Here is a 22729-nt window from a genome sequence, read left to right as displayed (position 1 = left end):
TTTTTAGGCACTGGTGCCGGTAGCCGGGACCGGGCTGGCGGTCGCGTCCGCGTCTTGCGGGGCGGCCGCCTGAATGAGCGGTAGCATGAGGGTGACGCGGGCGCCGCCCCCGGGGTTGTCATCCAGCCCCAGGGTGCCGCCGTGGTCCTCCAGGATCTTCTTCACGATGGCCAGACCCAGCCCCGTGCCCTTGGCCCGGGTGGTGACGTAGGGTTCGGTCAGGCGGTCGCGGCCCTCGTGCGGCAATCCCTTGCCATTGTCGGCAATGGTCAGGACGATATGGTCGTCCATGCCCTCCACCTTCAGGGTGATGTGGCCGGGCGGGCCCTCGCGGCCGATGACGGCATCCTCCTCCATCCGGCCCTCGATAGCCTCCATCGCGTTCTTCAGCAGGTTGGTCAGGGCCTGGGATATCTGCCGCCCGTCGCATTCCACCTCGATCCGCTGGGGCGGCAGGATGCTTTCGAACTTGATGGCGGTCTGGGCCGCCGCCTGCAGGAACACGGCCTGGCGGCACAGCTCCTGGATGTTCTGCGGCTTCATCACCGGCGTCGGCATGCGGGCGAAGGCGGAGAACTCATCCACCATGCGGCCGATATCGTCGACATGGCGGACGATGGTGTCCGTCATCGCCTTGAAGGTTTCCGGATCGCTCTGGATTTCCTTGAGGTACTTGCGCCGCAGGCGCTCCGCCGACAGCTGGATGGGGGTCAGCGGATTCTTGATTTCATGGGCGATGCGGCGGGCCACGTCCGCCCAGGCCGCCTTGCGCTGCGCCGACAGCAGTTCCGACACGTCGTCGAAGGTGATGACAAAGCCGCGGATACCGTTGGCGCTGGTGTCGGCGGCCACCCGCACCAACAGCGTGCGCTGGGTGTTGCCTCGGCGGATCTGCACCTGCGCCTCCACCAGGCGCGACGGGCGCCGGCGGATGGCGGACATCAACTCCTCCAGCTCCGGCACCACCGCCAGGATGTCGCGGCCCACCATCTCATGCAGGTCGGGGATGTCCAGCAACTGGGCGGCGGACTGGTTGGGCAGGTTGATGAAGCCCTGCTCATCCAGACCGATGACGCCGGCCGACACGCCCGCCAGCACCGCCTCGGTGAAGCGGCGGCGCAAGTCCAGCTGGCGGTTGGCTTCCACCAGGTCGCTGCGCTGGGACGACAACTGGCTGGTCATGCGGTTGAAGGCGCGGCTGAGGGAGGTCAGCTCATCCTCCGGTCCGGGGAGCGTCTCGGGCACGCGGGCGTTCAGGTCGCCGGTGCGGATGCGCTCCGCCGCGATGATCAGCGCGCTGATGGGGGTGATCAGCGCGTTGGCGAAGTTCAGGCCGGCCCAGATGGCCACCAGCAGCAGCAGCAGCGAGACGACGATGAAGATCAGCATCATCTTCGTCTGAAGGCCGAAGCGCTGCCCCTCCAGCTCGGTATATTCATGCACGGCGGTCTGGGCGGCGGTCATGTGTTCCATGACCTTGGCCTCCACCGGCCGCCCCAGCAGCAGGAAGATGTCGAAGTCCGGATCGAGGCGGATCAGCGCGGTGATGCGCTTGTCGGCCTCGTTGAACTCCACATCCACATCGCCCTTGCGAGCCTTTTCCATGCGCTCCTTGGGGAAGGCCTCCGCCTGGAAGACCGAGCCCAGGGTGTAGCTGCCGTATTGCCGTCCCTGCCCGTCGAAGATCACCGCCTCGGTGAAGGAGCGCTGGAACGACTCGTTGCGCAGGAAGGAGTAGAGGTACAGCGGGTCCAGGGTGATCAGCGGGCCCAGGCGGAACAGGTCGTTGGCCACCCAGCGGGCGTCGTTGCTGATGGCGATCTGGTGTTCGTCCAGATAGGCGCGCGCCACCACCAGGCTTTCGTTCACCGCCGTCCGCACCCGGTCGCTGAACCAGGACTGGACACCCAGATAGAAGAAAAAGGCGGAGAAGGCCGCCATGACGATGGCCGGCAACACGGCCAGCAGGCTGAACACCGCCACCAGCCGCACATGCAGGCGGGATCCGGCGAGGCCGCGCCGCCGCTCGATCCACAGGCCGACGATGCGCCGGGCCATAAGCGCCAGCAGCATGAGCAGCAGGGCGCCGTCCAGGGTCAGCAGCAGGCTGACGGTGTTGGCGTTGTTGCCGAAGGGCGGCTGCTGCGTCAGCGCCGCGTAGGTGGCGAAACCCGACAGCACGGCGGCGAAGGCCAAGGCCACCGCCAGCTTGTTGCCCAACCCGAAGCGCGTGGCCCTGACGGACAGACGGCGCCACCAGCCGTCAGCCTTGGCGGCGTGCGGAACTTCCGGGCCGGGGGGCGGCGTGATCAGCGCCGGCGGGTTGGCCGTCATGGCGCGAGAACCAGGGCCGGCGCCGTAGCCGGGGCTTTTGGATATGAGACCGCGTGAAAGGCGAAACGAAGCACGGTTGCTGCCAAGTCGGTGGCCCCAAGGGGATTACACGGGCGCGATGCCACCCCCGACATGGGAAGTGGGCGGGCGAAGCCACCAAACGGCACCGATCCAACATCCACCGGATGGGTGCCGCCCGGAAATGCCGCTGTGGCCCAGGCGCCCACCTCTGTTACCAGAATGCAACGCGCGTTTCCAGCCGTCCGTCTTACGCCCGTTGGTAGAACGAGCCGCTGCTACTTAAGGCCGCGGACCACCTGGATATCCAGATCCCTGATCTTCTTGCGCAGGGTGTTGCGGTTCAGGCCCAGCATGTGCGCGGCCTTGATCTGGTTGCCCCGCGTGGCGATCAGCGACAGGGACAACAGCGGCCGTTCCACCTCGCGCAGCACGCGGTCATACAGGCCGGCGGCCGGCACGCCGTCCTTATGGGCGGCGAAATAATCCTTCAGGTGACGCTCCACCGCAGCCCCCAGGCCTTCGTTCTGCGGCTCCTCCGCCGGGGCGGCGGCGGGGGCGAAATCGGCCAGCTCCTGCTCGATGACGTCGATGCTGATGACTTCCTGGGTGTATAGCGCGGCAAGGCGCCGCACCATGTTCTCCAGCTCGCGCACGTTGCCGGGCCAACGGTGGCGCCGCAGCCGTTCCAGCGCCGCGTTGTCCATGCTCTTCAACGGCAGGCCCTGCTGATGGACCAGACCGAAGAAGTGGCGCGCCAGCGCCGGGATGTCCTCGGTCCGCTCACGCAGCGGCGGCAGGCGGATGGGCACCACGTTCAGGCGGTAGAACAGATCCTCACGGAACTGCCCCTGCCGGATCAAGGTGCGCAGGTCGCGGTGGGTGGCGGCGACGATACGTACGTCGGTCTTGATGGGCGTACGCCCGCCGACGGTGGTGTACTCCCCCTCCTGCAGGACGCGCAGGAGGCGGGTCTGGGCGTCCAGCGGCATGTCGCCGATCTCATCCAGGAACAGGGTGCCGCCCTGCGCCTGCTCGAACCGGCCGGTGGAGCGCACGGTGGCGCCGGTAAAGGCGCCCTTCTCGTGACCGAACAGCTCGGACTCGATCAGCTCACGCGGGATGGCGGCCATGTTGACCGCCAGGAAGGGGCCGTTGCGCCGCTTGCCGTAATCGTGCAGGGCGCGGGCCACCAGTTCCTTGCCGGTACCCGACTCGCCGGTGATCATGACCGTCAGGTCCGTCCCCATCAGGCGGGCCAGGACACGGTAGATTTCCTGCATCGCCGCCGACCGGCCGATGAGGGGCAGCGCCTCCTCCTCGGCTTGCGCGGCCGCGGCGCCGGCCGCCGCCGGCGGGGCCGGCTGCGGCGTGGACAGCGCGCGCTCCACCATGCCCATGAGGTCCTTCAGGTCGAAGGGCTTGGGCAGGTAGTCGAAGGCCCCCCGCTCCGCCGCCTTCACGGCGGTCAGCAGGGTGTTCTGCGCGCTCATGACGATGACGCGCAGTTCGGGGCGCAGCTTCTTGATGCGCGGCAGCAGATCCAGGCCGTTCTCATCCGGCATCACCACGTCGGTGATGACCAGATCGCCCTCCCCATCCTGGACCCAGCGCCACAAGGTCGCGGCATTGCCGGTGACCCGCACGTCATGGCCCAGGCGCAGCAGGGCCTGGTTCAGGACGGTGCGGATCGCCCTGTCGTCGTCAGCGACAAGGATGGTGGATGGACCCATGGATTAAACGCCCCCCTCTGACGCCGTCCGCCCAGGGGCGACCGGCAGCGAAACCTTGAAGATCGTGCGACGCGGCACGCTGTCGAAATCGATGACCCCGCCATGGTCGCCGATGATCTTGGCCACCAAGGCCAGGCCCAGGCCGGTCCCGTTCATCTTCGTGGTGACGAAGGGGTCGAACAGGTTGGCCCGCAGGTCTTCCGGAATGCCGTCGCCATTGTCCTGCACGCTGATCAGCAGCGGCAGATGCACCCGGCTGTCCGATCCCGGCACCGCCAGGCGCACCCCATGCTGATAGGCGGTGGACAGGACGATCTCCCCGCCCTTGTCGGGGCAGGCCTCGGCCGCGTTCTTGACCAGGTTCAGGAAGACCTGGATCAGCTGGTCGCGGTTGCCCAGCACCGGCGGCAGGGACGGATCGTAGCGCTCGATGAAGCGAATGGCGCGGCCGAAGCCGCTCTGCGCCACGCGGCGCACATGCTCCAGCACGCCATGGATGTTCACCGCCGTCTTTTCCAGCGGCCGGCCATCGGTGAACACTTCCATGCGGTCCACCAGGGCCACGATGCGGTCAGCCTCGTCACAGATGAGGCGGGTCAGCATGCGGTCGCCTTCCGAGGCGTTCTCCTCCAGCAACTGGGCGGCCCCGCGGATGCCGGACAGCGGGTTCTTCACCTCATGCGCCAACATGGCCGCCATGGCGACGACGGAGCGGGCGGCACCCCGGTGGGTCAGCTGATTATCGATCTTGCGGGCGATGGACCGCTCATGCAGCGACAGCACCACCAGGTCCGGCGGATCGGACAGGGGGGCGGCCTTGGCCGTCAGGAAATGCAGGCCGATGCGCGGCGTTTCCAGCATGATGCTGTAGTCCGACACGCTGCCGCCCGTCATTCGCGCCTGGTCTATCAAGGAATGGACGGGGCTGTCGCCCGGAATCAAGGTGTCGAGCAGGCTGCCCACCAGCAAGGTGGCGCTGGCGTCGAAAAACTCCTCCGCCTGCAGGTTGGCGAAGTGGACACGGCGCTGCCGGTCGATGACCAGGATGGGTTCCGGCAGGGCGGACAGGATGGCCGTTGGATCGACCACGCCGTTCGCCGGGGCCGGCAGGGCCGCCGTCCGCCCCATCAGGCGGCCGCCTTCTTGTCGCCGGCGGTAACGTCGTCCCCACCGTCTTCGACGTCGCAGCCGGCCTCCGCCGTCAGGCCCCGGCCGGACAGATCGCGCCCGACGATGCCCCGGTCCAGCAGATCCTGGTACCAGCCGCGCACGAAGTCCTGAACCAGGTCCGCCTTCTCGATGGTGTTCACCTTCGCGCGGTACTCGGCGGAGCCGGGCAGGCCCTTGGAATACCAGGCGATGTGCTTGCGCCCGATCTTCAGGCCGGCCTCGGTGCCGTAATGCTCCAGAATGGCGTCGTAATGCTCCAGCACCAGATCGCGCTGTTCCACCAGCGTCGGCTCCGCCGGGGCCGCGCCGGTGCGCAGCATCTGGATGACCTGGTTGATGAACCAGGGGCGGCCGTAGGTGCCGCGGCCGATCATGACCCCGTCGGCGCCGCTCTCTTCCAGGCAGCGGGTGACGTCCGGGAAATCCACGATGTCGCCGTTGGCGATGACGGGCAGCGACACGGCATCCTTCACCTGGCGGATGAAGGCCCAGTCGGCGGTGCCATTGTACATCTGGTTGCGGGTGCGGCCGTGCACGGTGATCAGGCGGATGCCGCACTCCTCCGCGATCTTGGCCAGGCGCGGCGCATTCAGGTTCCGCTCATCCCAGCCCTTGCGCATCTTCAGGGTCACGGGCACGGGCACGGCCTTGACCACCGCGTCCAGGATACGGCCGGCCAGCGGCTCATCCTTCATCAGCGCGGACCCGGCGTAGCCGTTCACCACCTTCTTCACCGGGCAGCCGAAGTTGATGTCGATGATGGAGGCGCCCCGGTCCACGCACAGCTTGGCCGCCTCCGCCATCACCTCGGGCTCGCAGCCCGCCAGCTGGACGGACAGCACGCCCTCCTGCGCATCCGGGTCGATCTTCTTCTCGGATTCGCGGGTGGCGCGGATCATCGCCTGGCTGGCGATCATCTCGGAAACGACCAGGCCCGCGCCGGCGCGCTTCACCAGGCGACGGAAGGGCGTGTCGGTGACGCCCGACATGGGCGCCAGGATCACCGGATCCTCGATGGTGATGGGACCGACCTGGATCGGCGCTAACTTACTGCCCATTTCCTAGGCGCTTTCCGTGACTGCTTCAAAATTAGGCGTTCAAGCTATCATGAGGCCCCGGCAAAGGGAAGCGATGCCGCCGAAGGTGGCAGATGCGACTATGGTATGGCAGGTCGTGGGGGCCAGCGACCAAACACCCCTGGCGGCGGCCTTCTAACACGCGATATCTCTCTCGGGGCAAAGGGGCCGTCTCTGGTCCCGAGCTTCTTTTCATCTCATCGTTTTCCGGTGTCTCGACCCATCATGCCGTCCTGCCTTGCCCTGATCGTCGCCGCCGGCAGTGGCTCCCGCTTCGGCGGGGACATGCCCAAGCAGTATTTGTCCCTGGCCGGCCGCCCGGTCCTGGCCCGCACTGTGGCCGCCTTCCAGAACCATCCGGAGGTGACGGCGGTGCGCGTGGTGATCAACCCCGCCCACCGCGACCTGTATGAGGCGGCGGTGGACGGCCTGGACCTGCCCCCACCCATCGCCGGGGGCGCCGCCCGCCAGGACAGCGTGCGCAACGGGCTTGAGGCCGCCGCGGCCGAGGGCGGCTATGATCTGGTGCTGATCCACGACGCCGCCCGTCCGCTGGTCGACGCCGCCAGCATCTCCGCCATCATCGGCGCCCTGGCGGAGGTGCCGGCCGCCCTGGCGGCGGCCAGCGTCAGCGACACGCTGAAGCGGGCCGACACGGACGGCGCCGTGGCCGCCACGGTGGACCGCACGGCGCTGTGGCGGGCGTTGACGCCGCAGGGCTTCCGCTTCGCCGACATCCTGAAGGCGCACCGCGATCTGGCGGGGCAGGAACTGACCGACGACGCCGCGGTTGCGGAGAAGTCCGGCCTGCCGGTCCGCCTCGTGCCCACCAACCCCGACAACCTGAAAGTGACCCACGCCGAGGATCTGGCGCGGGCGGAGAAGATCATCATGAACCAGTTGGGCGACGTCCGCGTGGGCCACGGCTATGACGTGCACAAGTTCACGGAGGGCGACCACATCGTCCTCTGCGGCCTGAAGGTGCCGCACACCCACAAGCTGGAAGGCCATTCCGACGCCGACGTGGGCCTGCACGCCCTGACCGACGCCATCCTGGGCGCCATCAGCGCCGGCGACATCGGCAGCCACTTCCCGCCCACGGATGAGCGCTGGCGCGGCGCCGACAGCGGCAAGTTCCTGCGGCACGCCGCCAGCCTGGTGACGGCCAAGGGCGGCGTCATCGCCCATTGCGACATCACCGTCATTTGCGAGCGGCCCAAGGTGGGCCCGCACCGCGAAGCCATGGTGGCCCGCGTGGCCGAGTTGCTGGAGATCGCGCCCGACCGCGTGTCGGTGAAGGCCACCACCACCGAGGGCCTGGGCTTCACCGGCCGGCGCGAGGGCATCGCCGCCATGGCGACCTGCACGGTTCGCCTCCCCTGGCCGGCCACGGGAGCCTGACGCCCATGTTCCCGGCGGAGATCACGGACGCGGCTGAACGCCTGCTGGCCACCTGCCAAAAAGAAGGCTTGTGGCTGGCCACGGCCGAGTCCTGCACCGGCGGCCTGATCTCCGCTAGCCTCACGGCGGTCGCTGGCTCCTCCGCCGTGGTCGACCGGGGGGTGGTCACCTACAGCAACCAGGCCAAGATCGACCTGCTGGGCGTGCCCGACGGCCTGATCACCCTGCACGGGGCCGTCAGCCGCGAGGTGGCGCACGCCATGGCGGAGGGGCTGCTGGCCCGCTCCCGCGCCGACATCGCCCTGTCGGTGACCGGCATCGCCGGGCCCGGCGGGGGCAGCCTGGAAAAGCCGGTGGGCCTGGTCTATCTGGGCTGCGCCCGCCGCGACCACCCCGTGGTGGTGGAGCGGCACGTCTTTCCCGGCAACCGTGACGCGGTGCGCCTGGCGGCGGTGGCGCGGGCGCTGGCCATGGGCTTGGCCGCCGCGGTGCAGGACGGAACGGGGGAAGGCTAACCCAGCCCTCTGGCGCCCAGCCCTCTGGCGCCCAACACCGGGGCGACGCATTCAATCAAGGCTGCTTTTCCTGCCGGACGTATCGGACTTCCAGTCCCACGCCGCCGACATAATCCTCCCCCCCGTATTGATGGTGGTAGTTGGTCAGCAGCACCATGAACTGGGTTTGGACGCGTTGCCCTGTCGCGTCCGCGATGGCTTGGGGAAAGAGGGTGACCGTGGGCCCGCTGGGCAGGTTCATCTTCTGGGCCTGCCCGCCTTGCAAGGGCCGCCCCTGCGCGGCGGCGAATGCCGTAACCGCCGCCAGATAGGGCTTGACCGTCGGGATGCCGTTCGCGGTCATGCGACGAACGGCGCAGGCATGATAAGGCGGCAGTTCCAAGGTAATCTTGTACAGGGCCAGGGGGGTCCTTTTGTACCAGCCCATGCCCGGGTCATCCTTCAAGATGCCCTTCACTTGATCCGGCGTCATGGCGGTCAAGTCCTGTGCCCCCGCCTTGACCGCCTCGTCATCCGGAAAGCGCTTGAGGCAGAAATCCTCGAAGACCGCGGCCAGTTCCGTTGCGGCGGCAACATCTTCCGGCGATGGCTCGGGCAATTGAACGGGTGGCGGCTGTGGCGTAGCCTCCTGCGCCGCCGCCCCGTGGTTCAGCGCCCCCACGATCATCACCGCCCCAGCGACCGCCTTCCATGCCCCCTTCAAAGCATCCCCCTCCTGCCAAGCCCATTCCCCACCCGGACGGCTGAAAAATTGAGCACATATGGATTGCATCCATGCAATCATACTTTATCCCCAACGCTCAACCGCGCCCCAGCCACCAGTCCAACGCGCTCTCGACCACCTCCGGCGGCATCGCATGCCCGCCCTCGAACACCCGCAGATCCACCAGGAACCCCCGCCGCTTGAACGCCGGCACGGTGGCGCGCGCCGTCTCCTCCAGGGGCAAGACCCGGTCAGCCGTGCCGTGGCTGATGAACACCCGCCTCTGGCCGCCGTCGGACAATGTCCCCTGGGTGTGCAACGGGGCGATGTGCCCGGGGGAAAAGGCGATCAGCGTGGGAAACAGGCCCAGGTTTTCCGGTCCCAGCGACAGGGCGTAGGTTGCCCCATCGGAGAAGCCAGCCAACGCCACCCGGGCCGGGTCCACGGCATAGCGGGCGAAGACCCGGGCGAGGAAGGTATCGATGCGCGCCGGATCGCTGCCATAGCGTGGCCCCCAGCGCTCGTCCGTCTCATGCTTGCGCGCGGCGAGCATGTCCCAGGTGTAGTCCCTGGAGTCGGGGGCCGCGATGATCACCCCACGGGTCTCCGCCAGCGGCGCCAAGCGGGCCACCATGTCGGCGCCCCGCTGGCTGGCACCGTGCAGCATCACCAGCAATGGCAGGGGCTGGCCTGGCCGGTAGGATCGGGGGATGAGGACCATGCCATCGTCCAGGCGCACCGGACCCACCGCTTCCTCCGCCGCCACGGGCGTAACCTGCGGGCGGGCCGTGAGATGAACCACGTCATCCGCCCGCGCCAGCACCGTCAGGAGCAGCGGCAGGCAGGCCAACACCCAAACGACACGTCCGCGCATCCCGCCTCCCCCCGGCCCGCTTCCCCACGCCGCCAGCTTGGGGGACGGGTCGCCCGCGCGTCAACCGATGGCGCCAGGACTCCACCCGGTTGCATGCCGGGGAGGCTGGGGCATAGTCTGGCGCCCCGTCCCCTGTTCGGACCCTCGCCTTCACGGGTCCCGCCTGCCGGAGTTTCCCCATGTCGCCGCGTTCCCTTGGCCTGGCCCTGGCGCTCGCCGCCGCCCCCCTGTCGCTGTCCCTGGTCGCCCTGCCCCTGACGGCCCGTGCCGCCGCCCCGCAGGTGAAGACCCAGGCGCCGGGCTACTACCGCCTGATGCTGGGGGATTTCGAGGTCACGGCGCTGAATGACACGATCCTGACGCTGCCCATGGACAAGCTGATGACCAACACCACGCCGGCCAAGGTGGCGGCGGCGTTGGCGCGCAACCATCAGCCCAGCCCCACGCCCACCTCGGTCAACGCCTTCCTGGTCAACACCGGCGCGCAATTGATCCTGGTCGACACCGGCCTGAACGGCCTGGCAGGCCCCCAGGCGCCCAGCCACCTGCTGGCCAACCTCAAGGCCGCCGGCTACACGCCGGATCAGGTGGACGCCGTGCTGATCACCCATATGCACGGCGACCATATCGGCGGCCTGATGACGGACGGCCACCCGACCTTCCCCAACGCCACCATCTATGTCGACGCGGCGGAGAAGGGCTATTGGCTGAATCCCGAAGCCGAGGCCAAGGCGCCCGCCGATAAACGGGGCGGCTTCACCACCGCGCATAAGCTGCTGGACGCTTATGCCGCCGCCGGCAAGCTGAAGACCTTTGATGGCGTAACCTCTCTGTTCCCCGGCATCACCGCCCTTCCGGCCCATGGCCATACCCCCGGCCACACCGTCTATGCCGCCGAAAGCAAGGGCCAGAAGATCCTGTTCTGGGGCGACCTGATGCATGTGGCCGCCGTGCAGTTCGACACCCCGGCCACCACCGTTCAGTTCGACAGCGACAGCCCCGCCGCCGCCAAGGAACGGGCCCGCATCTTCGCCGAGGCCGCCAAGGACGGCTATTGGGTGGCCGCCGCCCACATCTCCTTCCCCGGCATCGGCCACATCCGCCCCAAGGACGCCACCGACGGCAAGGCCGATCCCAGGAGCTATGTGTGGGAACCGGCGCAATACAGCCTGGGAGAGTAAAAAAACACCAACTATCCTCACGGATAAGACTAAGCCTAGGCCGCTATAGAGATCCGCGCATGACCACATCCCCCAAAAATATGGACCTGCCTAAGTACACGGATTTCTTCAAACCCACGCTTGACGCCCTCCGTGACCTCGGTGGTTCCGGGTCGGTGGAGGAGATCGAAGATGCGCTGGTGTCTTCAATGAAGATTCCAGCGGAGTTGCTCAACGTCACTTATTCCAAGAGCGGCGCCCCAATTCTGCCGGACCGGATGTCATGGGCGCGTAGCTTCCTGAAGATCCCGGGGTTCATCACAAACCCCCAACGGGGTGTTTGGATTCTCACAGAAGAAGGTCGTGCTGCGGCGGAAAGGCCCAGCGCCGATCTTCGACGCATTGTCGCTGATGCCTACAATGCGTCCTTGGCTACCAAAAAGGCCGTTGAGTCTGAAAATGACATGGCCCTCGTCGATAGAGGCGAGGAAGTAGACGACTGGTCCAGTCGCCTTCTTCAGCGTCTCATGACCATCTCCCCATCCGCGTTCGAGCAACTATGCAAGCGCATCTTGAGGGAGAGCGGCTTCACCAGGGTGGAGGTGACCGGGAAGACAAATGACGGCGGCATCGATGGCGTGGGCGTCCTGCGTATCAATCTCGTCTCGTTCCATGTTCTTTTTCAGTGTAAGCGCTGGAAGAATGCGGTGGGCTCAGAGGTTGTTCGAAATTTCCGAGGCGCCATGCAAGGGCGCGCCGATAAGGGATTGATCATAACGACGGGCACCTTCACCGCCGAGGGGCGCCGCGAGGCGACACGGGATGGCGCCCCGGCCATTGATTTGATTGATGGCGAAACCCTTTGTGGCCTGCTCAAGGACCTCAGGCTTGGGGTATCAGTCCGTGAGGTCATCGTCGAAGAAATCACTATAAACAATGAGTTCTTCGAACAATTTTAAATTGTTTTTCAACTCAAGGTACTCCCATGGCCTACAAAATCCGCGCCCATGCCTTGAATCTCTTCGCCGCGGCGATCGTTCTAACCGCCAGCCCAGCCTTCGCCGACGATCAGGCCAACACGGCCCGGCTGTTCGCCGATCCCGGCGTGCGGCAGATGACCTTGGCCACGGCCCAGCAGTCGGCCGTGGTCATGAACAACCCCTGCCCCGGCGCCCAGGCCACCGCCTCGGCCGACGTGGCGGTGTTCCAGCCGCTGGTGTTCGATGCCGCCGGCCAGTTGCAGACCGGCATCTGGCGCCAGCAGGTGACGCTGGCCGGCTGCGGCGTCACCCGCACCCTGAACGTCCTGGGCTGGAAGCAGGCGGGCCAGGCCATCGCCATGGGCGCCCTGCTGCCCGGCGGCACGCATACCGACGTTCTGCTGCAGCGCGACGCCATCCAGCAGGTGGATCAGCTGGTGAAGATCACCCCCGGCGCCACCGAGGAAGGCTGCGCCCGCGAGTATGTGGCCGACACCCGTTTCGTGGACCGCGAGGCACTTCCCACCCCCGGCGGCAAATCGCCGCCCTGGCGCGAGGTGTGGACCTTGCAGACCTGCACCAAGCGGATCGAGGTCCCCATCCGCTTCATCCCCGACGCCACCGGCACCACCATCACCGCCGGCCCGCAGAACGCGGTCAAGGTAACGCCGCTGGCGAAGTAGGCGCCCTGACCCTCACCACGGCAGTTCGCGGCCGTCGTAGGCGAAGAAGCGGCCGGTGTCATCGGGGTGCAGGCGGTCCAGCATGTCCAGGATCTGGGCCGCGGCGCGGTCCGGCGGGCGGACGTCCAGGCCGGTCTTGGCGAAGGGGGCCGACAAGGCGGTGTCCACGGTGCCGGGATGGACGGCGACGCACAGCGACAAGGGGCGGGTGCGGGCCAGCTCGATGGCCGCCGTCCGGATGATCTGGTTCAGCGCCGCCTTGCTGGCGCGATAGCCGTACCACCCGCCGGTGGCGTTGTCGCCGATGGACCCGACCTTGGCCGAGAGGGCGGCGAAGACGCAGCGCCGGCTGGCCGGGAACAGGGGAAGCAGATGCTTGGCCAGCAGCGCCGGCCCGATGGCGTTGACGGCGAAGGCATTGGCCAGGTGGGCGGGATCAAGCTGGCGCCAGGTCTTTTCCGGCGCGAAGGCCTGATACGGCTCCGGCCCCGGCCCATGCAGAAAGCCCGTCGCCACGATCACGGTGCGCAGAGGCGCGCCCGTGTCCCACACCCGCTCCGCCAGGGCGGCGACGGACCGTTCGTTGGTGATGTCACAGGGGGGGGCCTCCCGCCGGCCCGACAGCATGACGTGGACATGCGCCGCGCGTTCCGTTAGAGCCGCGGCAAGCGCCCGGCCCAACCCGCCAGCCCCCACCACCACGGCGCATCCTTCCGGCGCTTGCCCGTTGAAGCCACCCATGCCACCACCCTCACGCAGCCCGCTCAAGACCAAGGCTCCGCTTCGGAGCAGGCCTTGGCCTGATGGTACGTGTCGGACGGCGGAAAAGATCAGGGCCTAGGCTTAAGAGGCAACCCGCATGGGGTAACCCGAGGGCGAACTTACCGCTTCAGGCACAAGGCAGGGAAAAACATCAGACCATCCCCAGTGGCCGGCGGACGTTTTACTTTCGCGCCTTGCTCCATTGGAACGCTCCTCAGACCGCGACCAACGTCCGGCGCTGCGCGGGCCTTGAAGGCAGAGACCATCCTGCTGGACACTTTTCCGCTCCGGCGCCAGCTATCTTGAATTGCTTCACCATGCGTTCATTCCATCCATATGCAAGTCCGGACATGAGAGACACTCACTCGGCTCTTCGCTATCCTTGGCAGTAGGTCAACCAAACGGAGAGAGCGAACGGAATGCACGTTGCTCCAGATGATCCTTCCATCATCGCCGAAATGGAGGAGAAGGGCTCCGCCCAAGTGCGCCTTCTGATGCAGAGCGGAGCATGGTCCCCGCACCTCAACGCGATTGCTGTGAAATGGCTGAGGGAGAAGGATATTGAAACACAGCGTATCAGTGAACTTTCCCAAGCAGAACAGATATCGATCGCGCGTGAGGCAAAAGACGCAGCCGTTGCAGCCTCGGTGGCGGCTGAACGTGCAGCTATGGCAGCGGAGCGGCAAGCGATAGCGGCTGAGGGCGCAAACAGAAGAGCGACGATTGCGTTGGTCATCGCAGCGCTCTCCATCGCCACTGCGGTCGTTAGCATTGCCATCCCCTATTTGACTGCAGTTGGAAGCCACCCATGAGTGACGCCTACGGCCCCTATCGAATCAACCCAGCATTCGATGACTTTCCAGCAGAAGCAGCGCACGTCGGGAAAATTCTAGCGAGTTTCGGCGAGATAGAACACTTAGTTTGCCTAAATGCCGCACATGCTTGCAGTCTAACCTATGAAGTCTTGAAGGCCCTGTACCGGCTACGTAGCACAAGTAGCCGAATTGACGCCGCTGACGCGTTAGCGGCGCCACGCTTCTCCGAAGTTGGGCTTCAACGGGAGTATACACAGACGCTATGCATGGTCCGACTGAGTCTGAAAATCAGAAACCAGTTCGCTCATTGTATGTGGGGCTCGGAAGGCCTTACGTCTGGTCTGTTTTTTACTGATCCGCAAACTGCAGCCGAAACACTCGAGATTTTTGATTACCAGTGGCGACATGTGGATGTGCCACTCCTCAAAGCACAAGAAGCCTATTTTGCATTAACACTCGAGTGGCTTCAATATTTAGGCCGTGAAAGATATAGAAGGGTCCAAAATCTAGCTCTTCGTGTTTGGCCGGAACCTCCACCGCCATTGCCACCGCCATTGCATAATCCTGCAGCGGCTCATATACCTCCGTGGTTGACCGAAGATCAGAAACGATTTCATATGGCGCGCGCTCAAGCAGCGCAAGAGAAGGCCCCCGCACCAACACCTAAACAACAGGCACGGGAAAAAGCTCACGCGGAGAAGAGAGCAAAGCGCGAAGCTGATCGAAACCGCTCCACTTTGACAGGCCGCAATCCTTAAACCGCACCAACGGGCCGGCCGCCGGGCGCGCCGTAGAGCTGGTGGGCCCGGGTCTCGAAGGCGGCGACCATGCGGCGCACGGCTTCGCCAAACAGGGCGCCGATGATCTTTTGCAGGATGACGTTGCGGAACTCGAAATCAACGTAGAAATCGAGCAGGCAGCCGTCGGGGTGCGGCTCGAAGATCCAGTGGTTGTTCAGGTAGTGGAACGGGCCCTCGGTATAGGCCACGTCGATGCGGCGGCCGGGTTCGCTCAGCACCACCTTGGAGGTGAAACGCTCCCGCACCATCTTGAAGCCGATCACCAGGTCGGCCCAGAAGGTGTTGCCCTCGCGGCGGCGGATGCGGGCCGCCACGGCCCAGGGCAGGAACTCGGGATATTTCTCCACGTCCGCCACCAGCTGGAACAGCTGTTCCGGCGTGTAGGGCAGGACGCGCTTCTCGGCATGCGTGGGCATCAGGCTTACTCGGCGGCGGCGTCAGCGGCAGGGGCGGCCAACGGGGAACGACCGGCCAGCTTGGCCTCGCGGGCTTCCCGCAGCTTCACGAAATCATCGCCGGCATGGTGGCTGCTGCGGGTCAGCGGGGAGCTGGACACCATCAGGAACCCCTTGCCCCGGGCCACGGTTGCATAGCTGGCGAACTCATCGGGGGTAACGAAGCGGTCCACCGGCGCATGCTTGGGCGTGGGCGCCAGGTACTGGCCGATGGTGATGAAATCCACGTCGGCGGCGCGCAGATCGTCCATGACCTGGCCCACCTCCTCCTTGGTTTCGCCCAGACCGACCATGATGCCGGACTTGGTGAAGATGCTGGGGTCCAGCTCCCGCACCCGCGACAGCAGGGACAGGGAGGTGAAGTAGCGGGCGCCGGGGCGGATGCCGGGGTACAGGCGCGGCACCGTCTCCAGATTATGGTTGAAGACGTCGGGGCGGGCCTCCACCACCGTCTCGATGGCGCCCTGCTTCTTCATGAAGTCGGGCGTTAGCACCTCGATGGTCACGCCGGGGGCCTCGCGCCGGATGGCGCGGATGGTGCGGGCGAAATGCTCGGCGCCGCCATCGGCCAGGTCATCGCGGTCGACGGAGGTGACCACCACATGCTGCAGCTTCATGCGGGCCACGGCCTCGGCCACGTTATCGGGCTCGTGCGGGTCCAACTGATCGGGTCGACCGGTCGCCACGTTGCAGAAGGCGCAGGCGCGGGTGCAGACCGCCCCCAGGATCATGAAGGTGGCGTGGCGCTGCTTCCAGCACTCCCCAATATTGGGGCAGGCCGCCTCCTCGCACACCGTGTTCAGCTTCAGGCCGCGCATCAGGTTGCGCGTCTCGTTGAACACGCCACCGGCCGGGGCCTTCACCCGCAACCATTCCGGCTTGCGCTGGATGGGGTTGTCCGGGCGGTTCTGCTTTTCCGGATGGCGGATCTTGTCGGCGGTCATGGGCATGCAGCCTTTGAAACGAATGTTTCCTGAAACATAAGGGGGCCGGGACGGAAGGCCAAGCGCGCTGGGCGAACCCCACGCATGCACCACCCGCCCCGGCCCCAATATCAAAACCCCTAAGCCCCGCCCCCCACACCAACGGCATGAGGCTCCACCTCATGCCGTTGTAGGATGCGACTGTATCCGCCGGAAGTTTTCGGGGAACGCAGTGGACTGAAAACTGAGGAAGCCAAGCCGGCGGATGCCGGCGCCCGGCGCCTGAGGGACCGCTTAATAATGAATCGCCCGGCCATAGGCGGCCAGAACGGACTCATGCATCATCTCCGACAGGGTCGGGTGCGGGAAGATGGTATGCATCAGCTCGGCCTCGGTGGTCTCCAGGGTCTTGCCGACGACATAGCCCTGGATCAGCTCCGTCACCTCGGCCCCCACCATGTGGGCGCCCAGCAGCTCGCCGGTCTTGGCGTCGAACACCGTCTTGACCATGCCTTCCGGCTCACCCAGGGCGATGGCCTTGCCATTGCCGATGAAGGGGAAGCGGCCGACCTTGACCTCATAGCCGGCGGCCTTGGCCTTGGCTTCGGTCAGGCCGACGCTGGCCACCTGCGGGTTGCAGTAGGTGCAGCCCGGGATGTTCAGCTTGTCCATCGGGTGGACGTCCTTCACGCCGGCGATCTTCTCCACGCAGATCACGCCCTCATGGCTGGCCTTGTGGGCCAGCCATGGCGCGCCAGCCACGTCGCCGATGGCGTAGACGCCCGGCTCGTCCGTGCGCAGGTAACCGTCGGTCACGATGTGACCACGGTCCAGCTTCACCTTGGTGTTCTCCAGACCGATGTTCTCGGTGTTGGCCTGGATGCCGACGGCGGTGATGACACGCTCCACCGTCAGGGTCTCCACCTTGCCGCCCACCTCGATATGGGCGGTGACGGTGGTGGCGCCCTTGTCCAGCTTGGTCACCTTGCCGCCGGTGATGATCTTCATGCCCTGCTTTTCGAACTGCTTACGGGCGAAGGCGGAGATTTCCTCATCCTCCACCGGCAGGACGCGGTCCATGACCTCCACCACCGTCACCTCGGCACCCAGGGTGCGGAAGAAGCTGGCGAATTCGATGCCGATGGCGCCGGAGCCCACGACCAGCAGCGACTTCGGCATGGTGTCGGGGACCAGGGCCTCCTTGTACGACCAGACGAACTTGCCGTCCGGCTCCAGCCCCGGCAGGGAGCGGGCGCGGGCGCCGGTGGCGATGATGATGTGCTTGGCCGCCAGGGTCTGGGTGCCGCCGTCCTTGGCGGTGACGGTGACCTTCCCCCCGCCGGCCAGCTTGGCGCTGCCGTCGAACACCGGCACCTTGTTCTTCTTCAGCAGGCCCTTCACGCCCGCCGACAGCTGGCCCGCCACCTGGCGGGACCGCTTCACCACCTTGGGCAGGTCGAAGCCGATGGCGCCGGCCGACAGGCCATAGGCGTCGGCATGCTTCATGTAGCCGTAGATCTCGGCGGAGCGCAGCAGGGCCTTGGTCGGGATGCAGCCCCAGTTCAGGCAGATGCCGCCCAGATGCTCACGTTCCACCACCGCGGCCTTCAGGCCCAGCTGGGCGGCGCGGATGGCGGCGACATAGCCACCGGGGCCGGCGCCCAGGACCAGCACGTCGAATTCGGTATCGGCCATTTCGGTCTGTTCCCTTCAAAAGGCGCAGGGCCCGCCCATAGCTGGGTACAACCCTCGGGGGGCGCCCGCCCCGCGCTTTTGGTCAACGACAAGAGAAATCCCCGGAAGCGTCGGGCGCTTCCGGGGATGGGCATCACAGCATCAGCGTGATGGGGTCCTCGATCAGCTTCTTCAGGACCTGCAGGTAACGGGCGCCCACGGCGCCGTCGACCGAGCGATGGTCCACCGTCAGCGTCAGGCTCATGACCGTGGCCACGGCCAGGGCGTCGCCCTTCACCACCGGCCGCTTCTCACCGGCACCCACGGACAGGATGCAGCTCTGCGGCGGGTTAATGATGGAGGTGAAGCTCTTGATCCCGAACATGCCCAGGTTGGACACGCTGAAGGTGCCGCCCTGGAACTCCTCGGGCTTCAGCTTGCCTTCCTTGGCCTTGGCGGCCAGGGACTTCACCTCGGCGGAGATGGTGGCCAGGCCCTTCTGGTCGGCGTTCTTCACGATGGGGGTGATCAGGCCGCCATCGGTGGCCACGGCCACGGAGACATCCACGCCCTCGTACTGCAGGATGCCGTCCTCATGCCAGGAGACGTTGGCCTCCGGCACCTTGCGCAGGGCCACGGCCACGGCCTTCACGACGAAGTCGTTGACCGACACCTTCTCGCCCGACTTCTCGTTCAGCTGGGCGCGCAGCGCCAGCAGGGCGTCGATCTCGCAATCGACCGACAGGCCGAAGTGCGGGATGGTCTGCCAGGCCTCGGTCAGGCGCTTGGCGATGGTCTTGCGCATGCCGCTGTTGGGCAGGACCTTGTACTTCATGCCCAGCTTGTCGGCCAAAGCCTTGGCGTCGATGCCCTTCGGAGCAGCGACCGGAGCCGGCGCGGCGGCGGCCGGAGCAGCAGCGGCGGGGGCGGCGGCGGCGGCGGCCGGCGCGGCCTTGGCGGCCCCGCCCTTCAGCGCGGCCTCGACGTCGGCCTTCACGATGCGGCCGGACGGGCCGGTGCCGGACACCTTGGCCAGATCCAGGCCGGCCTGGGCGGCCATGCGGCGGGCCAACGGACTGGCGAACACGCGCTTGCCGTCATGCGCCGGGGCCGGCGCCGCAGCGGCGGCCGGGGCGGCCTCGGCCTTGGCGGGGGCCGTGGCGGCGGCTTCCGCCTTAGCCGCCGTGGGGGCCGGCGCAGGGGCGGCGGCCTTGGGCGCGGCGCTCAGGGCGTCGGCGCTCTCGCCTTCCTCCAGCAGGATGGCGATCTTGGCGTTCACCGCCACGCCATCGGTCCCCTCCGGCACCAGGATCTTGCCCAGCGTGCCCTCGTCCACGGCCTCCACTTCCATGGTGGCCTTGTCGGTTTCGATCTCGGCGATGACGTCGCCCGCCTTGATCGTGTCGCCTTCCTTCTTCACCCACTTCGCCAGCTTACCCTCGGTCATCGTGGGCGACAGGGCCGGCATCAGGATATCGATCGGCATGGGTTTGCTCTCCCCCAGGGGGCCGTGGCGTCAGGCCAGGCGCCCCAAATCTCTGACGGATGCGGCAGAAGGCGCCCCCGGCCCCCATCGGGGCGGGAGGCGCCTTCCCGGCCGGTTCAGCGGTACAGCACGGCCTTGGCGGCGGTGACGACGTCATCCACCTGCGGCAGGGCCAGCTTTTCCAGGTTGGCGGCGTAGGGCATGGGCACGTCCTTGCCGTGCACGCGGACCACGGGCGCATCCAGGTAATCGAAGGCGTGTTCCATCATCACCGCGGACATTTCCGCGCCGATGCCGGCGAAGGGCCAGCCCTCTTCCACCGAGACCAGGCGGTTGGTCTTCTTCACGCTTTCCACGATGGTGTGGACATCCAGGGGACGGATGCTGCGCAGGTTGATGACCTCGGCGCTGATCCCCTGCTCCGCCAGCTTTTCGGCGGCGGCCAGGGCCATGCCGACCTGCAGCGAGAAGGCGGTGATGGTCACATCCGTGCCGGCGCGCTCGATCTTGGCCCGGCCGATCGGGATGATGAAGTCCGGATCGGTCGGCACTTCGAAGTGCTGGCCGTACAGGATTTCGTTTTCCAGGAAGACCACGGGGTTCGGATCACGGATGGCGGCCTTCAGCAGGCCCTTGGCATCGGCGGCGCTGTAGGGAGCCACCACCTTCAGGCCCGGGATGTGGGCGTACCAGCTGCTGTATTCCTGGCTGTGCTGGGCGGCCACGCGGGCGGCGGCGCCGTTGGGGCCACGGAACACGATGGGGCAGCCCATCTGGCCGCCGGACATGTACAGCGTCTTGGCGGCGGAATTGATGATGTGGTCGATGGCCTGCATCGAGAAGTTAAAGGTCATGAACTCCACGACCGGGCGCAGGCCGCCGAAGGCCGCACCCACCGCCAGGCCGGCGAAGCCGTGCTCGGTGATGGGGGTGTCGATCACGCGGTCGGGACCGAATTCCTGCAGCAGGCCCTGGGTCACCTTGTAGGCGCCCTGGTATTCGGCCACTTCCTCGCCCATGACGAAGACGTTGGCGTCCTTGCGCATCTCCTCGGCCATGGCGTCGCGCAGGGCCTCGCGCACCGTCATGGTCTGGGTGTTCTTGAAGAAGCGGTCCTCGTCCGACGGCGGCGGGGCCACCAGGGCCGAAACCACCGGGGCGGCGGGAACGGCGGCCGGCTTGGCCTCTTCCCGGGGCGCCTCGGCCTTGGGGGCAGGCGCGGCGGGGGCCTGGGCGGCGGTCACGTCGCTGGCGCTCTCGCCTTCGCCGGCCAACAGGGCGATGGCGGTGTTCACGGCCACGTTCTCGGTGCCTTCCGGCACCAGGATCTTGGCCAGGGTGCCTTCGTCGACCGCTTCCACTTCCATGGTGGCCTTGTCGGTCTCGATCTCGGCGATGACGTCACCCGCCTTGATGGTGTCGCCTTCCTTCTTCACCCACTTGGCCAACTTGCCTTCGGTCATGGTGGGGGACAGGGCCGGCATCAGGATATCGATGGGCATTTTCTTATTCTCCGGCCAGCGATCAGGCTTCCACGAGGATGTCGGTCCACAGCTCCGAGGCGTCGGGCTCGGGGCTGGTGGTCGCGAAGTCGGCGGCCTCGGTGACGACGGCCTTCACGTCGCGGTCGATGACCTTCAGGCTTTCCTCGTCGGCATAGCCCTTCTCGAACAGCATCGCCTTCAGATGGTCGATGCAGTCATATTCCGACCGCATCTTGTTGACCTCTTCCTTCGTGCGGTACTTGGCCGGGTCGGACATGGAGTGGCCGCGGTAGCGGTAGGTCTTCATCTCCAGGATCATGGGGCCGTTGCCGCCACGGACGTAGGCCACGGCCTCGTCGGCGGCCTTCTTGACCTCCAGCACGTCCATGCCGTTCACCTGCTTGCCCGGGATGCCGTAGGCGCTGCCGCGCAGGTACAGCTCACCCGCCGAGGCGCGCTGCTGCGAGGTGCCCATGGCGTACTTGTTGTTCTCGATGACGTAGATCACCGGGAGCTTCCACAGGGCCGCCATGTTGAAGGACTCATAGACCTGGCCCTGGTTGACGGCGCCGTCACCCAGGTAGCAGACGTCGATGCAACCGTCCTTCTTGTACTTGTGGGCGAAGGCCAGGCCCGTGCCGATGGGCGTCTGGGCGCCAACGATGCCGTGGCCGCCGTAGAAGTTCTTCTCACGCGAGAACATGTGCATCGAGCCGCCCTTCCCCTTGGAATAGCCGCCCGCGCGCCCCGTCAGTTCCGCCATCACGCCCTTGGCCTCCATGCCGCAGGCCAGCATGTGGCCGTGGTCACGGTAGCTGGTGATGACGCTGTCGCCCGGCAGCTGCGCCGCCTGCATGCCCACCACCACGGCCTCCTGGCCGATGTACAGGTGGCAGAAGCCGCCGATGAGGCCCATGCCGTAAAGCTGACCGGCCTTCTCCTCGAAGCGGCGGATCAGCAACATTTCCTTGTAGTAGCGGAGGAGTTCCTCCTGGGTCGGCTCCGGCGCTGCGTTCTCAGCGGGCTTGGCACGGCGTCTCGTGGTCGTGGCCACTGGCGTCTCCCTTCTCAAGCGTGGGCATTGCGTCGCGGTCCCCGGGGGTCGGCCCCAGGTGCACTCCGGGCCGGGTCGGCCGGCACGGCATCACTGCTAACCACAAGTGCGGTGCAATGCAAGGAGTGTGCACTGCAATACCTTGCTTCAAAAGGATTATTTACGATTAACCTGATTCAGGCTAATCGGTGGATTATCAGCGGTTTACGGCGTTTTGGCCGGCGCATCCTTGTCTTCATGCGGGGCAGGCTTGCCCGGAAGAAGGATCACGAGGTCATCCGGACGGGAGAAATCGAGCACCTTGCGGGACTCTTCCTCCAGCATATCGGGGTCCAGATTGTCGGGGCGCAGCAGGCGGGCGCGACGCTCCATCGCCTCACGCTCCGCGCGCACCTGGTCCAGTTGCGCCTTGGCCTGACTGACCTGGGTCTGCAACTGGGTCAGCGCCACCAGCCCGCGTTCGCCCTGCACCGTGTGGTACGCGAAATAGGCGACGACGGACGCCCCCACCACAGGTGCAACCACCTGGCGCAGGGCGCGGTTCAGTGCGGTACGGAAAGAACGGGCGCCAATCATGGGCCCATGGTTCCACAAGGGTTCCGCAACCGTCAAATGGAAAGCAGCGCCTA

Annotated in this window: 21 protein-coding genes; 7 read left to right on the top strand and 14 right to left on the bottom strand. The window is 66.4% G+C overall.

The features are described from left to right. Positions 1 to 3: 3 nt before the first annotated feature. The 4 genes from FBZ90_RS06315 to dusB form a co-directional block, all read right to left on the bottom strand. Positions 4 to 2334, bottom strand: coding sequence for a sensor histidine kinase NtrY-like (locus FBZ90_RS06315; protein WP_145730171.1), 2331 nt, complete (start codon positions 2332 to 2334; stop codon positions 4 to 6). A gap of 296 nt (positions 2335 to 2630) precedes the next feature. Then, entirely contained in the window at positions 2631 to 4085 is a 1455-nt protein-coding gene (gene ntrC, locus FBZ90_RS06310; protein ID WP_145730170.1) for a nitrogen regulation protein NR(I), read from the bottom strand. A 3-nt stretch (positions 4086 to 4088) separates the two neighbouring features. Next, a complete protein-coding gene (locus tag FBZ90_RS06305) occupies positions 4089 to 5213 on the bottom strand; it encodes a two-component system sensor histidine kinase NtrB (RefSeq protein WP_145730169.1) in 1125 nt (374 codons plus the stop codon). Next, positions 5213 to 6313, bottom strand: coding sequence for a tRNA dihydrouridine synthase DusB (gene dusB / locus FBZ90_RS06300; RefSeq protein ID WP_145730168.1), 1101 nt, complete (start codon positions 6311 to 6313; stop codon positions 5213 to 5215). Before dusB ends, FBZ90_RS06305 begins: the two co-directional genes overlap by 1 nt. Before the next feature lie 243 nt (positions 6314 to 6556). Here dusB and FBZ90_RS06295 point away from each other — a divergent pair, with 243 nt between their 5' ends. Beyond that, positions 6557 to 7732 (top strand): bifunctional 2-C-methyl-D-erythritol 4-phosphate cytidylyltransferase/2-C-methyl-D-erythritol 2,4-cyclodiphosphate synthase, encoded by a 1176-nt coding sequence (locus FBZ90_RS06295; RefSeq protein ID WP_145730167.1) that lies wholly within the window; start codon positions 6557 to 6559, stop codon positions 7730 to 7732. A gap of 5 nt (positions 7733 to 7737) precedes the next feature. After that, a complete protein-coding gene (locus FBZ90_RS06290; RefSeq protein ID WP_145730166.1) occupies positions 7738 to 8247 on the top strand; it encodes a CinA family protein in 510 nt (169 codons plus the stop codon). 55 nt (positions 8248 to 8302) lie between these two features. Here the strand turns inward: FBZ90_RS06290 and FBZ90_RS06285 are convergent, their stop codons facing one another. Both FBZ90_RS06285 and FBZ90_RS06280 read right to left on the bottom strand, forming a co-directional pair. Beyond that, the gene (locus tag FBZ90_RS06285) at positions 8303 to 8950 is read right to left on the bottom strand and encodes an NMCC_0638 family (lipo)protein (RefSeq protein ID WP_145730165.1); all 648 of its coding nucleotides are present in this window, start codon (positions 8948 to 8950) and stop codon (positions 8303 to 8305) included. 97 nt (positions 8951 to 9047) lie between these two features. Then, complete coding sequence (locus FBZ90_RS06280; RefSeq protein ID WP_145730164.1) at positions 9048 to 9824, bottom strand: alpha/beta hydrolase; 777 nt, start codon at positions 9822 to 9824, stop codon at positions 9048 to 9050. Positions 9825 to 10003: 179 nt separating this feature from the next. On the opposite strand from FBZ90_RS06280, the gene FBZ90_RS06275 reads away from it, so the two are divergent. The 3 genes from FBZ90_RS06275 to FBZ90_RS06265 are packed head-to-tail and all read left to right on the top strand — an operon-like array spanning position 10004 to position 12647. Then, positions 10004 to 11005, top strand: coding sequence for an MBL fold metallo-hydrolase (locus tag FBZ90_RS06275; protein WP_145730163.1), 1002 nt, complete (start codon positions 10004 to 10006; stop codon positions 11003 to 11005). 59 nt (positions 11006 to 11064) lie between these two features. Then, positions 11065 to 11943 carry a restriction endonuclease gene (locus FBZ90_RS06270; protein ID WP_211101919.1) on the top strand — a complete coding sequence of 293 codons (879 nt, stop codon included), beginning with the start codon at positions 11065 to 11067 and terminating at the stop codon, positions 11941 to 11943. 26 nt (positions 11944 to 11969) lie between these two features. Beyond that, positions 11970 to 12647 (top strand): hypothetical protein, encoded by a 678-nt coding sequence (locus tag FBZ90_RS06265; protein ID WP_145730162.1) that lies wholly within the window; start codon positions 11970 to 11972, stop codon positions 12645 to 12647. 12 nt (positions 12648 to 12659) lie between these two features. On the opposite strand, the gene FBZ90_RS06260 is transcribed toward FBZ90_RS06265, so the two are convergent. Beyond that, positions 12660 to 13415: an SDR family NAD(P)-dependent oxidoreductase gene (locus FBZ90_RS06260; protein WP_246130179.1), complete on the bottom strand. Its 756-nt coding sequence runs from the start codon at positions 13413 to 13415 to the stop codon at positions 12660 to 12662. Between the two features lie 413 nt (positions 13416 to 13828). Between FBZ90_RS06260 and FBZ90_RS06255 the strand changes: the two genes are divergently transcribed. After that, on the top strand, positions 13829 to 14221 hold the full coding sequence (locus FBZ90_RS06255) for a hypothetical protein (RefSeq protein WP_145730161.1): 393 nt from the start codon (positions 13829 to 13831) through the stop codon (positions 14219 to 14221). Further along, on the top strand, positions 14218 to 14982 hold the full coding sequence (locus FBZ90_RS06250; protein ID WP_145730160.1) for a hypothetical protein: 765 nt from the start codon (positions 14218 to 14220) through the stop codon (positions 14980 to 14982). Before FBZ90_RS06255 ends, FBZ90_RS06250 begins: the two co-directional genes overlap by 4 nt. Here FBZ90_RS06250 and FBZ90_RS06245 read toward each other — a convergent pair. The 7 genes from FBZ90_RS06245 to FBZ90_RS06215 all read right to left on the bottom strand — a co-directional run bounded on the left by FBZ90_RS06245 (position 14979) and on the right by FBZ90_RS06215 (position 22676). After that, positions 14979 to 15440 carry a type II toxin-antitoxin system RatA family toxin gene (locus tag FBZ90_RS06245; RefSeq protein WP_145730159.1) on the bottom strand — a complete coding sequence of 154 codons (462 nt, stop codon included), beginning with the start codon at positions 15438 to 15440 and terminating at the stop codon, positions 14979 to 14981. The two genes, FBZ90_RS06250 and FBZ90_RS06245, sit on opposite strands and share 4 nt — an antisense overlap. 5 nt (positions 15441 to 15445) lie before the next feature. Beyond that, entirely contained in the window at positions 15446 to 16429 is a 984-nt protein-coding gene (gene lipA / locus FBZ90_RS06240) for a lipoyl synthase (protein ID WP_145730158.1), read from the bottom strand. A gap of 267 nt (positions 16430 to 16696) precedes the next feature. Further along, complete coding sequence (lpdA, locus tag FBZ90_RS06235) at positions 16697 to 18097, bottom strand: dihydrolipoyl dehydrogenase (RefSeq protein ID WP_145730157.1); 1401 nt, start codon at positions 18095 to 18097, stop codon at positions 16697 to 16699. 133 nt (positions 18098 to 18230) lie between these two features. Further along, complete coding sequence (locus tag FBZ90_RS06230) at positions 18231 to 19562, bottom strand: pyruvate dehydrogenase complex dihydrolipoamide acetyltransferase (RefSeq protein WP_145730156.1); 1332 nt, start codon at positions 19560 to 19562, stop codon at positions 18231 to 18233. 116 nt (positions 19563 to 19678) lie between these two features. Next, positions 19679 to 21064 (bottom strand): pyruvate dehydrogenase complex E1 component subunit beta, encoded by a 1386-nt coding sequence (locus tag FBZ90_RS06225; protein ID WP_145730155.1) that lies wholly within the window; start codon positions 21062 to 21064, stop codon positions 19679 to 19681. 22 nt (positions 21065 to 21086) lie between these two features. After that, on the bottom strand, positions 21087 to 22100 hold the full coding sequence (gene pdhA / locus FBZ90_RS06220; RefSeq protein WP_145730154.1) for a pyruvate dehydrogenase (acetyl-transferring) E1 component subunit alpha: 1014 nt from the start codon (positions 22098 to 22100) through the stop codon (positions 21087 to 21089). A 204-nt stretch (positions 22101 to 22304) separates the two neighbouring features. Beyond that, entirely contained in the window at positions 22305 to 22676 is a 372-nt protein-coding gene (locus tag FBZ90_RS06215) for an FtsB family cell division protein (RefSeq protein WP_145730153.1), read from the bottom strand. Positions 22677 to 22729: the final 53 nt, after the last annotated feature.

Origin of the sequence: Nitrospirillum pindoramense (assembly GCF_007827955.1) — a bacterium.
Classification (GTDB): domain Bacteria; phylum Pseudomonadota; class Alphaproteobacteria; order Azospirillales; family Azospirillaceae; genus Nitrospirillum; species Nitrospirillum amazonense_B.
The sequence above is the reverse complement of the archived record's forward strand: the minus strand, read 5'-3'. Positions and strand labels throughout refer to the sequence as shown.

What these genes read in the sequence shown, in the direction of transcription:
- FBZ90_RS06315 (WP_145730171.1), bottom strand. Translation starts at nt 2,334, where the DNA reads ATGACGGCCAACCCGCCGGCGCTGATCACGCCGCCCCCCGGCCCGGAA.
- ntrC (WP_145730170.1), bottom strand. Translation starts at nt 4,085, where the DNA reads ATGGGTCCATCCACCATCCTTGTCGCTGACGACGACAGGGCGATCCGC.
- FBZ90_RS06305 (WP_145730169.1), bottom strand. Translation starts at nt 5,213, where the DNA reads ATGGGGCGGACGGCGGCCCTGCCGGCCCCGGCGAACGGCGTGGTCGAT.
- dusB (WP_145730168.1), bottom strand. Translation starts at nt 6,313, where the DNA reads ATGGGCAGTAAGTTAGCGCCGATCCAGGTCGGTCCCATCACCATCGAG.
- FBZ90_RS06295 (WP_145730167.1), top strand. Translation starts at nt 6,557, where the DNA reads ATGCCGTCCTGCCTTGCCCTGATCGTCGCCGCCGGCAGTGGCTCCCGC.
- FBZ90_RS06290 (WP_145730166.1), top strand. Translation starts at nt 7,738, where the DNA reads ATGTTCCCGGCGGAGATCACGGACGCGGCTGAACGCCTGCTGGCCACC.
- FBZ90_RS06280 (WP_145730164.1), bottom strand. Translation starts at nt 9,824, where the DNA reads ATGCGCGGACGTGTCGTTTGGGTGTTGGCCTGCCTGCCGCTGCTCCTG.
- FBZ90_RS06275 (WP_145730163.1), top strand. Translation starts at nt 10,004, where the DNA reads ATGTCGCCGCGTTCCCTTGGCCTGGCCCTGGCGCTCGCCGCCGCCCCC.
- FBZ90_RS06270 (WP_211101919.1), top strand. Translation starts at nt 11,065, where the DNA reads ATGACCACATCCCCCAAAAATATGGACCTGCCTAAGTACACGGATTTC.
- FBZ90_RS06265 (WP_145730162.1), top strand. Translation starts at nt 11,970, where the DNA reads ATGGCCTACAAAATCCGCGCCCATGCCTTGAATCTCTTCGCCGCGGCG.
- FBZ90_RS06255 (WP_145730161.1), top strand. Translation starts at nt 13,829, where the DNA reads ATGCACGTTGCTCCAGATGATCCTTCCATCATCGCCGAAATGGAGGAG.
- FBZ90_RS06250 (WP_145730160.1), top strand. Translation starts at nt 14,218, where the DNA reads ATGAGTGACGCCTACGGCCCCTATCGAATCAACCCAGCATTCGATGAC.
- FBZ90_RS06245 (WP_145730159.1), bottom strand. Translation starts at nt 15,440, where the DNA reads ATGCCCACGCATGCCGAGAAGCGCGTCCTGCCCTACACGCCGGAACAG.
- lipA (WP_145730158.1), bottom strand. Translation starts at nt 16,429, where the DNA reads ATGCCCATGACCGCCGACAAGATCCGCCATCCGGAAAAGCAGAACCGC.
- lpdA (WP_145730157.1), bottom strand. Translation starts at nt 18,097, where the DNA reads ATGGCCGATACCGAATTCGACGTGCTGGTCCTGGGCGCCGGCCCCGGT.
- FBZ90_RS06230 (WP_145730156.1), bottom strand. Translation starts at nt 19,562, where the DNA reads ATGCCGATCGATATCCTGATGCCGGCCCTGTCGCCCACGATGACCGAG.
- FBZ90_RS06225 (WP_145730155.1), bottom strand. Translation starts at nt 21,064, where the DNA reads ATGCCCATCGATATCCTGATGCCGGCCCTGTCCCCCACCATGACCGAA.
- FBZ90_RS06215 (WP_145730153.1), bottom strand. Translation starts at nt 22,676, where the DNA reads ATGATTGGCGCCCGTTCTTTCCGTACCGCACTGAACCGCGCCCTGCGC.